This window comes from Frankia nepalensis (assembly GCF_016786325.1).
Lineage (GTDB): Bacteria > Actinomycetota > Actinomycetes > Frankiales > Frankiaceae > Pseudofrankia > Pseudofrankia nepalensis.
The window spans coordinates 1-13695 of the sequence record NZ_JADWYU010000383.1; the positions used below are offsets into that span (position 1 = coordinate 1).

Consider the following 13695-nt stretch of genomic DNA (forward strand, 5'->3'; position numbering starts at 1 on the left):
CCCAGACCAGCATCCGCAAACTCGTCGACAACAACCGCAACCGCCACCGGTAAGCAAACAGAATCACGCAACACTAGCTGGTCGGCCAACGGCATCGCACGCACCACGACCGCCCACGCTGAATCGACCCGTGGGGCGGAGCGCCCGGCGCGGGCGGCGGGACGTGCCGCCTGGCCTGGTTCGGTCACCGCTCGTCGCGGTTCGTCAGTCGCAGCGTTCCGCTGGCGCGGCGGCCTGGCGACACGGCGCCTGGAGGCCGCCGGCGAGAAACTCGACCAGGTCGTCGACGAGCTCGGGGAACGGCAGGGGCTGCGTGCCCGCGCGCATCGCGGTCTGGTAGCGGGACAGCGTGTGGACGGTCGTCGTCATCAGGACCATCCATCGCTCGTCGAGAACGAGCCGCTCGAAGCTGGGCAGCAACTCGTACAACAGGCCCCTGAACGTTTCTATCGTCGTCGGGGAGACGGCTCCCTCGAGGCCGATGTAGCCGCCGTACTCGACTATGTAACGGGAGAGGAACGCGAGATAATGGTTACCGTCCGTCACGTGACGGGCAAGCGACCGGACGAACGACCTGACGAGGTCGTGCACGCACGACATCCCGTCGCCGGCGAGTAGTCCGGCCAGCGCCTCGGCCCGGGACGCCTCGCTCGCCTCGGCACGATAGGACGTGATCTCGCGCAGCAGGCTCTCCCGGTCGCCGAAGTAGTACTGGACGGCCGTGTTGTTCCGCTGGCCCGCCGCGACGGCGACATCGCGCAGTGGGACCGTCGCGATGCCGTGTTCGGCGAACAGCCGCTCGGCCGTCTCGAGTAGAATCTTGCGAGTCGCGGAACCCTTGGAGTTGGGACGGTCCCGGCCGCCGGAGCGGTCTCCGCCCGAAATTCGACTCCGGTGTGATGGCATCGTATATTCCAATGCAATTAGGGGGCCGCGCCGCGCGGTCCGCAGTCTACCAGCTCGCCATTGGGTGAGAATTTCAGACCTTCTTGGCTTCCCCCTGACGACTCGGGGCAGGGTGGGGTGGCGATCGCCCTGGGTAGTCAGGTGTTGCCGCTAGGGCGCCGAGGCGCCTGCGCAACCCCTGGCGTCGGCCGACCCTCGCCCCGCGGACTTCTTAAGCCTAGTCGCTTAAGACTCGTTGACATGCTCATCGTCCGCGTCTAGGGTCGTTGTCGTCGGGTCATGGGCCGCCCGCGATACCCGCTTCCGGCCGAAACCCACACCACTTGGGGCGGAACGAACAAGAGTCGGACCGCCGCGGGTGGCTGGTGCCCCCAACCCGCTGGACGCCGGTCGCGAGGACCGCCGAGAACCTAGCCTGACGCATGCCGTGGACATGCCTTTCACTCGAATCAACTCTTCTTTTTTCGATTCTTTGTCAAGCACATGGACGCAGCCAGAGAAGGACGCTTTCTCGGGGAATTCTGGCCGGCGCGCACCTGCCGCGCCGCCAGTTCCGCAGGAGTCAGCGGTGCCCTCGACCCCACCCGCGGACGGCGCGCGCCCGTCGGGGAACGCGGCCACCACGTCCGCGGGTCCTGGCCGGAGGCTCCGGGGCCGGAGCCGAGACGACAGGCTTCGACACACGGCTCGGCCAGCACCTCGGCCAGAACATCGGTTCCCGTCAGGCGACAGCAACGGAGCGAGACATGGGAAGCATCTACCTCGAGGCAGTGCTCGACACCCCCGCCGACCTGGTGTGGGACTTCGTGGACCGCTACACCCGCTCCGAGGTCCATGTGTTCTCGGCCTGTGCGGCCGAGCGCCGGGAAGGCGAGTACCGCGTCGTCACCCTCCCGGACGGGGAGGAGGTCTGGGAGCGCAACCTCACCGTGGACCCCGACCGCCGCCGGGCCTCGTACACCGTGCCCGCGCTGAGCGGCACCGAGTACCACCACGCGGAGATGCGGGTCGACGCCCTCAGCCCGACGGCGACCCGCCTGACCTGGGTCACCGACTACCTGCCGCACGACCTCGCCAACGAGCGGACGGAGTCCTACCAGGTGATGTTCGACGAACTGGTCGCGGCGGTGACCGCCCACGCCACGAGCCGCGCCGGCGGCGCCTGACGGCCCGCGGGCCGGCGGCCTGTCTCCAACCCGCATTCACATCGGGCGGCCACATTCCCAGGACGACAACCGTCAGGAATACGGCACCGAAAATTGTACGGGCCTAGTAGCCGTGCGAGCCTTGTGGTCGCACGGTCCTCAGCGCATCGCCGGCCGGCCCAGGAAACGGCCCTTAACCGGCGGCAGGCGAGCGCCCACGCCGATTCGCCACGCTCGACACGGCTCTTCGGTCCTTGAGTTCCGCGAGACTTGCGTGGCGCCGGTCCTTTAATCACTAGGAGCACCCTGTGAATGTCGATGATCTCATTCTCGTGAGTGTCGACGATCATGTCGTCGAGCCGGCGCACCTCTTCGAAGGGAGGCTGCCGGCCAAGTATGCGGACAAGGCGCCACTGTTCGTCCGCCGTGACGACGGAACAATGGCATGGCGCTATGAGGGACAGGAGATCCCAAACGTCGCGCTCAACGCGGTGGCCGGCCGGCCGATGGACGAGTACGGTCGGGAGCCGACCACGATCGAGGAGATCCGGCCCGGCTGCTATGACATCCACGCCCGCATCCTCGACATGAACGCGAACGGGATGCTCGCGTCGATGTGCTTCCCGTCATTCCCGCGTTTCTGCGGCCAACTCTTCGCCGAGGCGGGCTCGGACCGTGACCAGGCCGCGGCGATGGTGCGGGCCTACAACGACTGGCATATCGACGAGTGGGCCGGCACCTACCCCGGCCGGATCATCCCGCTGGCGCTGCCGATGATGTGGGACGCGCAGGCGTCGGCCGAGGAGGTCCGCCGGGTCGCGCGCAAGGGCTGTCACGCGGTCACCTTCTCGTCGAACCCGTACGCCCTCGGCCTGCCAAGCCTCTATACGGACTACTGGGACCCGTTCTTCGCCGCCTGCGAGGAGGAGGGCACGGTGGTGTGCATGCACCTGGGCTCGTCCTCGACGGTGCCCACCACCTCACCGGACGCGCCGATCGAGTGCATCTACTCGCTGTCGCCGGTGAACCTGATCGAGGCTGCGGCCGACCTCATCTGGAGCCCGCTGTTCCGGCAGTTCCCGGCGTTGCGGGTCGCGCTCTCCGAGGGCGGCATCGGCTGGATCCCCTACTTCACCGAGCGGGTGGACTACATCTATCGGCACACCAGGCACTGGTCGGGCATGGACCTGAACGGCCGGCTGCCGTCCGAGGTCTTTAACGAGCACGTCATCCTCTGCTTCATCGACGACCGCGTCGGCGTCGAGAACCGCCACCATCTGAACCTCGACAACATCACCTGGGAGTGCGACTACCCGCACTCGGACACCACCTGGCCGCATTCGCCCGAGAGCGCGATGGAGTACCTCAGTGGGCTGTCCGACCACGAGATCAACAAGATCACCCATCTCAACGCGCTCCGGCACTTCAGGCTCGACGCGTTCTCCCACATCCCGCGCGACCGGGCGACCGTCGGCGTGCTGCGGGCGCAGGCCGAGAGCTGGGACGTGAGCATCCGGTCGACCAAGCACCTGCAGGCCGCTGCCCGGAGCGGGTCCTAGTGCGCGAGGCGCTGCGTGGCGTCAAGATCGTCGAGTAGGGCGTCGACGTGGTCGAGATCGAACATCCGCTGCACGGTGATTCCCTGCGCGGGCTGACGGCGAGACACACGGACTATGGAGGTGCGAGCGATGTCCGGCCCCATGCAGCCAGGCACACCCGCGATGGGAGTGGGCCTGCACTACGGCGGCACCGATCGCTCGATGCCGGTGCTTGACCTGGCCCTGGCGGCCGAGCAGCGCGGGCTGGACTCGATCTTCCTACCGGAGCACACGCACATCCCGGTGGTGCGGGCGACTCCCTATCCTGGCGGCGGCCCGATGCCGGCCCGCTACCCGCGGCTGTGGGATCCCTATCTGGCGCTTGCCTTCGTCGCCGCGCGCACCGGCCTCGTCGTCGGCACCTGCGTCGGGCTGCCCGGGGGACACGACCCGATCGCGCTGGCGAAGGCGGTCGCGACGCTGGACGCCTTGTCCGGCGGACGGTTCGTCATGGGGGTCGGCTTCGGCTGGAACGTCGAGGAGTTCGAGGACCACGGCTTTTCCGGAAAGGTCCGCCACGACGTGGTCATCGAGAAGATCCGCGTCATGAAGGCGCTGTGGAGCGACGACGTCGCGTCCTTCGAGGGTGAGCACGTCCGGCTGTCACCGAGCTGGTCGTGGCCGAAACCCGCGCAACGTCCCCACCCGCCCGTTCTGCTGGGCGGACGCGCGGTAGGTGTGACCTTCCGGCGGATCGCCGACTGGGCCGACGGGTGGATCCCGATGTCGACGGGATCGCTGCCCACACTCGAAGGCGACCTGGCCCGGCTGCGGGCCGCCTGGGCGGAAAAGGGCCGGGACTCGGACCCGCAGGTCGTCGTGATGCAGTCTCCGCGCCCGCCGGCCGAGCTGCGCGACCTGCTCGCCGGCTACCGAGAGCTCGGTGTGTGCCGCGTCCTGATCGACGTGCCGACCGCGACCGCCGCGGAGGTACTGCCTCTCCTGGATGCGACGGTTGCCGCGATCGGCTGAGGCCGCCGGCCGCGCCGCGTTCACAGGCCCGGCCTGGGCGTTCTCCCGATCCCATCGAAAGAGTGAAAGCCCGTGACACAGCAGACATTGGTCACCGCAGGCGGCAGTCGCCCGGTTCCGCGGCCCGACGAGATCTCGCGATTTTTCTGGGATGGGGCGGGCGAGGGCAGGCTGCTCCTGCAGCGGTGCCGCGCGTGCGGCAACCTGCAGTATCCGCCGGATGTGTGCTGCCTGAACTGCCAGTCCGAGGACCTGGAACACACCGAGGTCAGCGGTCACGGCTCGATCTACTCCTACGCGGTCATCGAGCGCCCGCTGCACGCCGGCTTCGTCGACGCGGTCCCCTACGTCATCGCGCTCGTCGAGCTGGTCGAGCAGCCCGGCCTGCGCCTGGTCACCAATCTTGTCGGCGCGGCGCCGGCGCAGCTCGCCTGCGGGCAGCCGGTCGAGGTCGTCTTCGAGCGGCGCGACGGGATCACGCTGCCGCAGTTCCGACTCACGGAGGCGTCGCGATGACCTCGCTTGCGCGCGACGTCGCGGTCGTCGGAGTTGGCTACTCCCAGCTGTCGAGGGCCGGCGAGCCGGAGCCGGCGGTGCTGCTGCTCGACGCGGTGAAGGGAGCCCTGGCCGACGCGGGGCTGACCAGCGCGGACGTCGATGGCATCTTCGAGTACAAGTTCGGGCCGGAGTCCCCCGGCGCCCAGGATGTCGCCCGAGTACTGGGCGTTCCCGACCTCGCCGCCTTCGCCGACATCCTGCCGACGAACCCATCCGGCCTCGGTGGGGTGCTCGCCGGCGTCATGGCCGTCGCGTCGGGCGCGTGCGAGACGGCGTTGGTCTTCCGGTGCCTGACCCGGGCGGCCGGTCATACCGGCGGCGTCGCGGACGGCCCGCGCGAGATCGCCGGCCGCAACCAGTTCCTCACCCCGTATGGGTACCTCGGCGGGATCCTCGTCGAGATGGCGCTGAAGAAGCGCCGCTGGCTGGCCGAGTACGCCAGGCCCGAGGCGGACTTCGGGCACATCGCGGTGAACGCCCGGCGGTGGGCGGCGCTCAACCCGCGGGCGGTCCTGCGCGAGCCGGTGACGATGGACGACTACCTGTCGTCCCGGGCGATCGCCGAGCCACTGCGCCTGCTGGACTGCGACTACCCGATCAATGGCGCGGTTGCCACCGTCATCACCACCGCCGAACGGGCCGCGGACCTCCGCCAGCCTCCGGTGCTCGTCGACGCGATGTCCTACGGAACCGGGCGCGGCGCGGACTGGACGTTCCACACTGACTACCTCTACGGCGGCACCTTCGACTGCGCCAACCGGCTGTGGCGGCGCTCGTCGGTCACCCTCGACGATGTCGACGTCGCCCAGGTCTACGACGGCTTCACTTCGGTGACGCTGTCCTGGCTGGAGGCGCTCGGGGTCTGCGGCCGCGGCGAGTTCGGCGACTGGATCGGCGACGGCTCGCGCCTCGGCCCGGGTGGCGACTTCCCGATGAACACGGCCGGCGGCCAGCTCGCCGAGGGACGGCTGCACGGCGTCAGCTTCCTCAACGAGGCGGTACTGCAGATACGCGGGCAGTGCGGCCCACGACAGGTGCCGAACGCCCAGGTGGCCCTCGTGGCCAGCGGCCTTTATCTCCAATGCGGCGCCGTGGTTCTCACGTCCGGGTGACCCGGAGGCCCGAGCGAATCCGCAACCCAGGGCTCCTGGCCCCGAATTCCCTGACCGACCCCTCACGATCCGGCCGAGAGGGAAGAAACGCGCGAGACATCCGTCGAGTCGCGGGACCGCTCCGCCAGGCACCAACTGAGGCCATCAGATATTCGACCGTGGTTCGGGCGGCCGCCCGAACCGCCGCACGCAGAGGAGATCCCGGATGGACGTCGCAGGCAAGGTCGCGGTCGTGACCGGATCGGGCAACGGCATCGGTGTGGCGATCGCGAAACGGCTTGCCGCCGCCGGCGCTCGGGTCGTCGTCACCGACATCGAGGCCGACAGCGTCGAGCGGGTCGCCAAGGAGATCGGAACAGTCGGCCTCGCGGCGGACCTCACGACGGAGGCAGGCGTCAAGGCGGTCGCCACCTTGGCCCGCGACGCCTACGGCCGCATCGATATCTGGCACTCCAACGCGGGCATCGCCGGCCCGCCGCCGCCCGACAGCCTGCAGGACGACGCCCAGTGGAACACCATGTGGCAGCTCCATGTGATGGCCCATCTGTACGCCGCGCGCGAGGTGCTGCCCGAGATGGTCGCCCGCGGCGACGGCTACCTGCTGCAGACCGCCTCCTCCGTCGCGCTGGCCACCCAGCCTCTGAAGGCCGACTACTCGGTCACTAAACACGCCGCGCTCGCGCTCTCGGAGTGGCTGGCCGTCCGGTACCGCCCCTATGGCGTGAAGATCTCCTGTTTCTGTCCGGGCGCCATGCTCACCCGCATGCTGCTCGACAACGGCTTCCCCGATGATCATCCGGCGATCAGGGCGGCCCTCACGCCAGAGCAGGTCGCCGAGGTCGTCTTGCGGGGTCTGGCGGACGAGCGGTTCCTCATCCTGACCGACCCTGAGGACGCCCGGGCTCTCGTCGACAAGGGCACCGACTACGACGCCTGGATAGGGCGGTTCGGGCAGCCGCTGCGATGAGCTCTGCGTACGGTTCTGGTCCAGAATGCACCAGGACGCAGGCCAGGACGGGGCCTGTGACGCGGCCGAGCAGCCAGGGGCGGGGCCGCCGCCAGGACGACGCTCGCGACGGCGAACAGTCATGTCCCCGCCAGCAGGCGGCACTGCCGGCGCACCCCACGCCGCAGACAGGTCGCCATGGCGGGAGTGTCGGTGGACCGGTCGGCCGGCGGGGCGCGGGGATCGCCACGGCGACACCGCGCCGCGCCGGGCCGGCGCCGCTTCAGTCCGGGATCGCGGTCTGGCCGAGCGGCGTGTAGGTCGTCGGCTGGCCTTTGTCGTCGAGCGTGGTGCTGAGGCCACCGCGCACGCAGGAGGCGGGCAGCGCCGGGTTGGCCTTGCCGTTGCAGCGGAACTGGATACCGCCACCGGCCGGCAGGTCCCGCTCCGGCGCCCTCTTGACGGCCGCCGCGGTGCCCGCCGGGGTGAGCTCGGACGGCGAGACGCCCTCAAGGGCTTCGCGGAATCCGGCCATGGAGGTGAACATGCCGATCGCGACGCCGTTGCTGGTGTCGATGTCGGTGCCATACGTCTCCGCGACGGACTCGAACCGCTTGACCGACGGGTCGTCGGAGCCGATGGGCGCCGGCGCGCCGATGACCATGCCCTCGAGGATGCTGCCTGGCACGGCCGTGCGGGTCGAGCAGCAGCCACCCGAGCCAGGAACTCGCCGTTTCCGCGTACGCCCTGACCGACGTGTTCCTGCGGCCTCGTGGGCCGACCCGGTCTCGGCCGTGGTCGGCGTGCCGAGCGCGAGCGGGCCGGTGGCCCGCGCGCGGCGTCCGGGCTGCCGGGCTGGCCGCCGGAGCCCCTCGATCAAGCTCAGGGGCGGTGGCTATTTCGATAGCAAAATGTATCCTGTTGACGCAATACTGATCTTGTTGTAGAACAAAGCTGTACTCGGCCTGGCGGGACCGGGTCGGCGCGGTCGGTGGTGACGTCTTGTTACGGGACCAGCGCGGCGTGACGGGCGTGGGCTGAAGCCGTCAGCCCGCCAAGAATGGTGATGCCTCTTTTCGGCCTGATGCGGGCCGTAGCCGTGCCCGGCAAGGAGGACATGAGCGCAGGCCGCATCGTCCGGCTGACCAGAAGGGGATCGGGGCATCCAGCGGCGTCCGCTGATCCAGCCGCGAGGAACAATTCCTTCCGACATGCTCACCGTCGGCGGCGGTGAGCGAGGCCGGCGATTCTGGCCTGAGTGAGCCACCGCGAGATATCAGGTTGCCCGGCATCTGGCGGGCACCGTGCGGAGGATCGCGCCGGGCGGATGTGTCGAATAGGACGACCGGGTTCTCGGTGGCGCCGTGGGTGCTGTCCGCGATCACGACTTGCGCCTTTCGGCCCCAGATGAAATGACGGCGCACGATAGAGAGGAGAAAGACATGCTGACATGGCGTAAATCTTCGCGGACGAGAGTGGCAAGACGGATGCCTACCCTCGGCCTCGGCACAATCCTGGGCATCGCCGTGGTCCTGGTCTTACCGGCGTCGGCGGGCGCGCAGACCGTGGCGACCGCCGGCGCGTCCGGCTCACCCGGAAAGGCGATCACCGAGGTCAACGTCACGAATGACCCGGCCCGGGACAACGGCCAGCCCGAGGTGGCCGTAAACCCGAAGAACCGGGACAACCTGGTGGTCATCTCGACTGACCACCGGCCGGGAGCCCGAACGGCCACGGCTGACAAGTACCACTGCTTCGTTGGCTACTCCCACGATGGTGGCGTGCGGTGGACGGAGGCCGCGTGGCCCTATGGCGATCGGGCCATGTGTGGTGACCCGAACCTGGCCGTCGACTCCCGTGGCGTCTTCTACGTCGCCTTCAACCGGCTGGGCTGCGCGCCGGGCCAGCCCGAGCCCCCTACACCCGGTGGCTGCAACGGCGTCCCGAACCACCTGGCCATCTCGAAGTCCTATGACGGCGGTCGTACCTGGTCGGCTCCCATCGACACGCCCCTGCTGATCGCCGTCACCCCGAGGCTGCGGATTGACGCGGCCAACGGCGACGTCTATGCGGTCGGCCAGGACGCGGCGGGAAAGATCGCGGTCTCGGTCAGCAAGAACGGTGGCGCCACCTGGAGCGCACCGGGCGTCCTGCCAGCGCAGCCGTTCGGCACACAGATCGCGGTGCAGCGCGGGACCCTCGCCGCGGCCACCGGCGTCGCGGTGACGTTCGACAACGGCACCCCTGTCTTCACGGGCACCGACGTGATCTTCTACACGAGCCGTGACGGTGGAGCGACCTTCACCGCCTTCCCGGTCACGACCACCAACGGCACTCCGGTGACGCCGCCCACCGGCCCCTCCCTGCCCAACCTGACAGCCGGGTCGACCGACCCCGTTCCGTGGGTCTCAGCCGACCCCACCCGCAACGGCCGGTTCGCGCTCATGATCCCGCGGGGCGACACCCTCGAGGTGTACAGCACCGAGAACTCCGGTGCGAAGTGGACCGGCCCCGCGGTGATTCCGGCCGCGGGCGCGGTCAAGCCGTGGATGGACTTCGGCCCGACGGGAACTCTCGGCGTCGTGTGGCGCACGTCCGCGGTCGACGCCTACTCCGCGGTCTCGTCCAACCACGGGAAGACCTTCTCCAAGCCACTGAGGGTCAACAAGGTGACCCAACCAGCCACACCCGCCGAGGGCGATGAGTTCTCCCGGATCGTGGTGACCGACAAGTACGCCTATGTCAGCTGGTCGGATGGCCGAAACGGCCCCACCCCGGACGGCGTCGTCGCCCGGGTTCCCCTTTCCTTCTACAAGAAGTAGTTTCTTGGCGCCGACCGGGCTCGCCCTGCTACTCGGACACTCCGCTGGCGCAGCCGGCCAAGGCCAAGACGCAGAGGCTGTTCGACGAACTCGCCGCGGAGGACAAGTCGATATCCTTCACCGGCGCCCCACCATGGAGAACTGGACGCTGGCCGAGAACATCTAGGCCCAGCTCAGCGCGTTCCGCAACGCCACCGTCCAGGTGAAGATCATCGAGGTGGCGGAGCTCGCCCCAGCGGCGACGGGCGTCCGGGCCAGCGGTGGTCGGACCGTCGGCTGACGGCCCGATCATAACTGTGCTGAACAGTAGTTCAGCGGTAGGTGACGACAAGAGCGATCTTCGTAGCCTCAGTGTCGGACAAGGACCGCGGGCCCGAGCCCGCCGCACAGCTCAGGCGAGGCCTGCCACGAAGGAGCGGCGCGATGGTGCGGATGCCACTCCTGCCGCCGCGGGAGTGACCCGCGGAGATGGTCGAGGCCCTGGCGGCGCTGAACCCGATGCGGCGGGGCCGTCCCGCCCCGGAGATGGGCCCGGCCGTCGGGCCGGGACGCGCTCGCGTCGCTGGCCCGCCATCCCGCGCTCGCCCGATCTTCCTCCCGTTCAACGGGTACGCGCTGCTGGACACCGAGCCGCCTACGCGAGGTGGAGCTCCTCATCCTGCGAGCGGCCCGCGCGCCGGCAGTCCTGATACCTGTGGGGTCAGCACATCTTCGCGGGCTGGGCGGCTGGGCGCTCGGCGGACGAGGGATCGCGAGCATCGCCTACCGGCCTGACGCCCCGCTCCGGACACCGCTGGACAGCGCGCCGCTGTGCGCCGTCGACGAGCTGATCGACGACGGCGTCATCGCGGACGGCGCCTGGGCCGCCCTCGCGGCCGAGTTCGACGAGCGAAAGCTGTTCGACGTCCTGTTCGTCACCGGTTGCTACGAGACGATGGCCTGGATGATGCACTCGCTCGGCCTCAAGTCCGCCCCGGATCCCCGACTACCTGAAGACCTGACACCACCGTTTCGCCGCGGGCGGGGCTCGGACGCCGGATGCGCGTCCTCACCCGCGTGCGAGGCATGAGACGACCCAGCGGCGGCGGTGACGACCGGCGACGGCGTGACGGCCTCGACCGGACCCGAACACCGCCTGGGGCGTCAGGTCCATGCGGGAACTACGGGACCGGGTGCAGGCGGTGGTGGTCACCTGTGAGCCCGGGATCGTCGAACCTTCCTATATCCACCTTGCCGACTTCCCGCGGCGTAATGCCTGTCCAGACCGTGGCAGCGCGGTGCGTACGTCGTTCACAGCGGACTGGCCGAGCAGATCCAGGATGGGTTCCTCGCGTCGATCGTACGGCTGTCCCGACGACGTCAGCGATTGTGATCCGCGTGGTGGGATTCGCTAACGGGCGGGTGTGAAGAGCTCCGCGAGCCGCTGGCGCGAGCCGCTGAACTCGTGCAGCTGGATGGGCGTGCCGTCGGGATCGGCGATGAAGAAGAACCGTGACACCCTTGTGGTGGCGACGGGGCAGAGGGGGGTGATCCCGGCGGCGACGAGCCGCGTGTAGGTGGCCTCGACGTCTACGACCGTGAGCGCGATCTTCGGCCTGCCGAACTCCATGGGGTACATGGGATCCACGACGTCTCCCGACGGCGGGGCCAAGCGGCGGCTGAACAGCTCGACGACCATGTCGCCGCTCGCCATCCCGACCCGTGTCCACTCCTCCTGCTCGTCTGAGTAGAGGCGAACGAATCCGAGCACCCGCTCGTAGAAGGAGACGGAGGCGTCGAGGTCGGCAACGGTCATCCCGAGGTGCGAAAGGCAGGTCACAGCGACCGGTGGCGTGCTCATTCCGCGCCGCCGGGGAGAAAGCGGACCTCGTCGCCGTCGAGACCAAGCCGACCATAGTGCGGCGCGGGGAAGTGGGCTGGCATCACGAACGCACCCTCGTCCCGTAGGCGCCGCACCAGCCGCCTACGGGTCTCGATCGCCGAAGCCAGGTCGTCGCAACCTGGCAGGTGCAGTTCCGGTCGGGAGAACTGGATCGGGTGATGGAAGGCATCGCCGGTGAAGTAGGCGCGCATGCCTTCTGAGGCCAGCCGCAGCATGGCGTGACCGACTGTGTGTCCGGTTGCCGACTCGATCGTCAGGCTCGGCGATACCTGATAGGGGAGCGACACGACCTTGGCCAGCCCAGCCTCCACCACCGGTCGCACACAGTGATCGAATACATTCGGATTGAAGCTGTTTGCGTGCTGTGCGGGACTCGCGGGGTCCCAGCGGTGAAACTCTTCTTCGACGAACAGGTAGACCGCGTTCGGGAAGGTGGGAACCCATCGCCCGTCCTGGAATGTCACGTTCCAGCCACAATGGTCATGGTGCAGATGTGTACAGAACACCACGTCGACTTCGTCGGCCGGCGCTCCCGCGGCCGCGAGCCGCTCCAGGTACGGAGTGTCGAGATCATTGAAGGCCGGTGCCTGTCCCAGGCGGCGCCCGTTGCCTGTACATGGGTCGACAACGACGACCAGGCCGTCGACCCGCAGGACCCAGCTGTGACTTGAGAACTGGAAGGTCCTCGCCGCCCCGTCCAGGAAGCCCGGCGGCAGCGATCTCGCCTGCCGTTCAAGGAACGCCTCGTCCTGGGTCATCGCGGTCAGCGAAACAGGGAAGCGCTGTTCCTCTACCCGTTCGAGTGATGCCGCGCCGAGCCTCACCAAGCCCGCCCGGGGGTGACGCTCCCCGGACGGGGAACCCGACCGAGAACGCCGCCCGTGAACGGAGCCAGGTTGGTCTGGCTGTCTCGTGACGGCACCTCCACTGTCCCGCGGCGGACGGTGACGCCCGACCAGGTGTCGCAGGTAAGTCCGACAGGGTGGATCGGACAGGTCACGGCGTTGATCCTCACAGGTGTGCTGAGCGGCGACTCGCACTCGCCGGAACGGTGATGTCGGACAGCCGGAAGACGTAGCGTCGCCGCGACCGACCGGCGACGGACGACACGACACGGGTTCAGGTCTCAGCGCCGGGCAGATGGCGGGCACCCAGACCAGGCGGTTCAGGGCGACGCGGTCAACGAGCCTGGCCAGGCGGCGCCTCCAGGTGGTGCGCCGCGCGGCGGTCGGTCGCTAGGCCGCTCGTGACCAGATCTCCTTCCGACCCTCGTAGGGAGCAGCCAGAGGTTGGCAGATGGCGCCTGATCGCAGGCGGTTCCTGACGCGGTTGGCGGCCACCCCATCCTCGACCTGGCAACGCCGATATTGCTATAGCAAGCTCCCGCCGACGTCAACCGGATCCCGGTAGGGCTTGTCGAGGCCCTGTGGGTCGCGGGGGTACCGGTTGGTCTGCCCTCTGGTCGGTGACTGTCAGTGTGGGGATGGTGGCTCGTCCTGGGCGAGGGACGTTGGTGGCCCGAACGGGCTCGGTCGAGGGGATCTGTCTAGGCCAGTCAGGCCGATGCTGGCTGCTGCCCCTGACGACGACCATGCGACGTGATAGCTCGAACATGGGCGATTGCCATGACAAGATCTTCTTTGCAGTCAAGCCTGTGGTGGGTTGCTTGCCGGCAAGGTCCGCTACGGTGTTCTGCATGGCCCGGCCCGCGCCCGCGTCCGCCCGCGCGACGGACATCGTTTCCTTCCTGACCG

General features: G+C 68.7%; 12 protein-coding genes. 8 read left to right on the forward strand and 4 right to left on the reverse strand.

From position 1 onward, the window contains the following. Positions 1-204: 204 nt before the first annotated feature. Positions 205-906, reverse strand: coding sequence for a TetR/AcrR family transcriptional regulator (locus tag I6A81_RS42035; RefSeq protein ID WP_203007501.1), 702 nt, complete (start codon positions 904-906; stop codon positions 205-207). A 746-nt stretch (positions 907-1652) separates the two neighbouring features. Here I6A81_RS42035 and I6A81_RS42040 point away from each other — a divergent pair. From I6A81_RS42040 to I6A81_RS42065, 6 genes are all read left to right on the forward strand, one after another. Further along, entirely contained in the window at positions 1653-2072 is a 420-nt protein-coding gene (locus I6A81_RS42040; RefSeq protein ID WP_203007502.1) for an SRPBCC family protein, read from the forward strand. Positions 2073-2359: 287 nt separating this feature from the next. Beyond that, entirely contained in the window at positions 2360-3610 is a 1251-nt protein-coding gene (locus I6A81_RS42045) for an amidohydrolase family protein (RefSeq protein WP_203007503.1), read from the forward strand. A 129-nt stretch (positions 3611-3739) separates the two neighbouring features. Then, the gene (locus I6A81_RS42050; RefSeq protein ID WP_238430989.1) at positions 3740-4621 is read left to right on the forward strand and encodes an LLM class F420-dependent oxidoreductase; all 882 of its coding nucleotides are present in this window, start codon (positions 3740-3742) and stop codon (positions 4619-4621) included. A 72-nt stretch (positions 4622-4693) separates the two neighbouring features. Next, positions 4694-5137: a Zn-ribbon domain-containing OB-fold protein gene (locus I6A81_RS42055; RefSeq protein WP_203007504.1), complete on the forward strand. Its 444-nt coding sequence runs from the start codon at positions 4694-4696 to the stop codon at positions 5135-5137. Continuing rightward, entirely contained in the window at positions 5134-6291 is a 1158-nt protein-coding gene (locus I6A81_RS42060; protein WP_203007505.1) for a thiolase C-terminal domain-containing protein, read from the forward strand. The genes I6A81_RS42055 and I6A81_RS42060 overlap by 4 nt, the downstream gene beginning before the upstream one ends. 205 nt (positions 6292-6496) lie before the next feature. Continuing rightward, entirely contained in the window at positions 6497-7258 is a 762-nt protein-coding gene (locus I6A81_RS42065; protein ID WP_203007506.1) for an SDR family oxidoreductase, read from the forward strand. A gap of 262 nt (positions 7259-7520) precedes the next feature. Here the strand turns inward: I6A81_RS42065 and I6A81_RS42070 are convergent, their stop codons facing one another. Continuing rightward, on the reverse strand, positions 7521-7925 hold the full coding sequence (locus I6A81_RS42070) for a type 1 periplasmic-binding domain-containing protein (protein WP_203007507.1): 405 nt from the start codon (positions 7923-7925) through the stop codon (positions 7521-7523). Positions 7926-8724: 799 nt separating this feature from the next. Between I6A81_RS42070 and I6A81_RS42075 the strand changes: the two genes are divergently transcribed. Both I6A81_RS42075 and I6A81_RS42080 read left to right on the forward strand, forming a co-directional pair. Then, on the forward strand, positions 8725-10059 hold the full coding sequence (locus I6A81_RS42075; protein WP_203008376.1) for a sialidase family protein: 1335 nt from the start codon (positions 8725-8727) through the stop codon (positions 10057-10059). A gap of 694 nt (positions 10060-10753) precedes the next feature. Beyond that, positions 10754-11128, forward strand: coding sequence for a hypothetical protein (locus tag I6A81_RS42080; RefSeq protein ID WP_203010531.1), 375 nt, complete (start codon positions 10754-10756; stop codon positions 11126-11128). A 321-nt stretch (positions 11129-11449) separates the two neighbouring features. On the opposite strand, the gene I6A81_RS42085 is transcribed toward I6A81_RS42080, so the two are convergent. Continuing rightward, positions 11450-11899 (reverse strand): VOC family protein, encoded by a 450-nt coding sequence (locus I6A81_RS42085; RefSeq protein ID WP_203008080.1) that lies wholly within the window; start codon positions 11897-11899, stop codon positions 11450-11452. Continuing rightward, positions 11896-12699, reverse strand: coding sequence for an MBL fold metallo-hydrolase (locus I6A81_RS42090; protein WP_238431136.1), 804 nt, complete (start codon positions 12697-12699; stop codon positions 11896-11898). The genes I6A81_RS42085 and I6A81_RS42090 overlap by 4 nt, the downstream gene beginning before the upstream one ends. Positions 12700-13695: the final 996 nt, after the last annotated feature.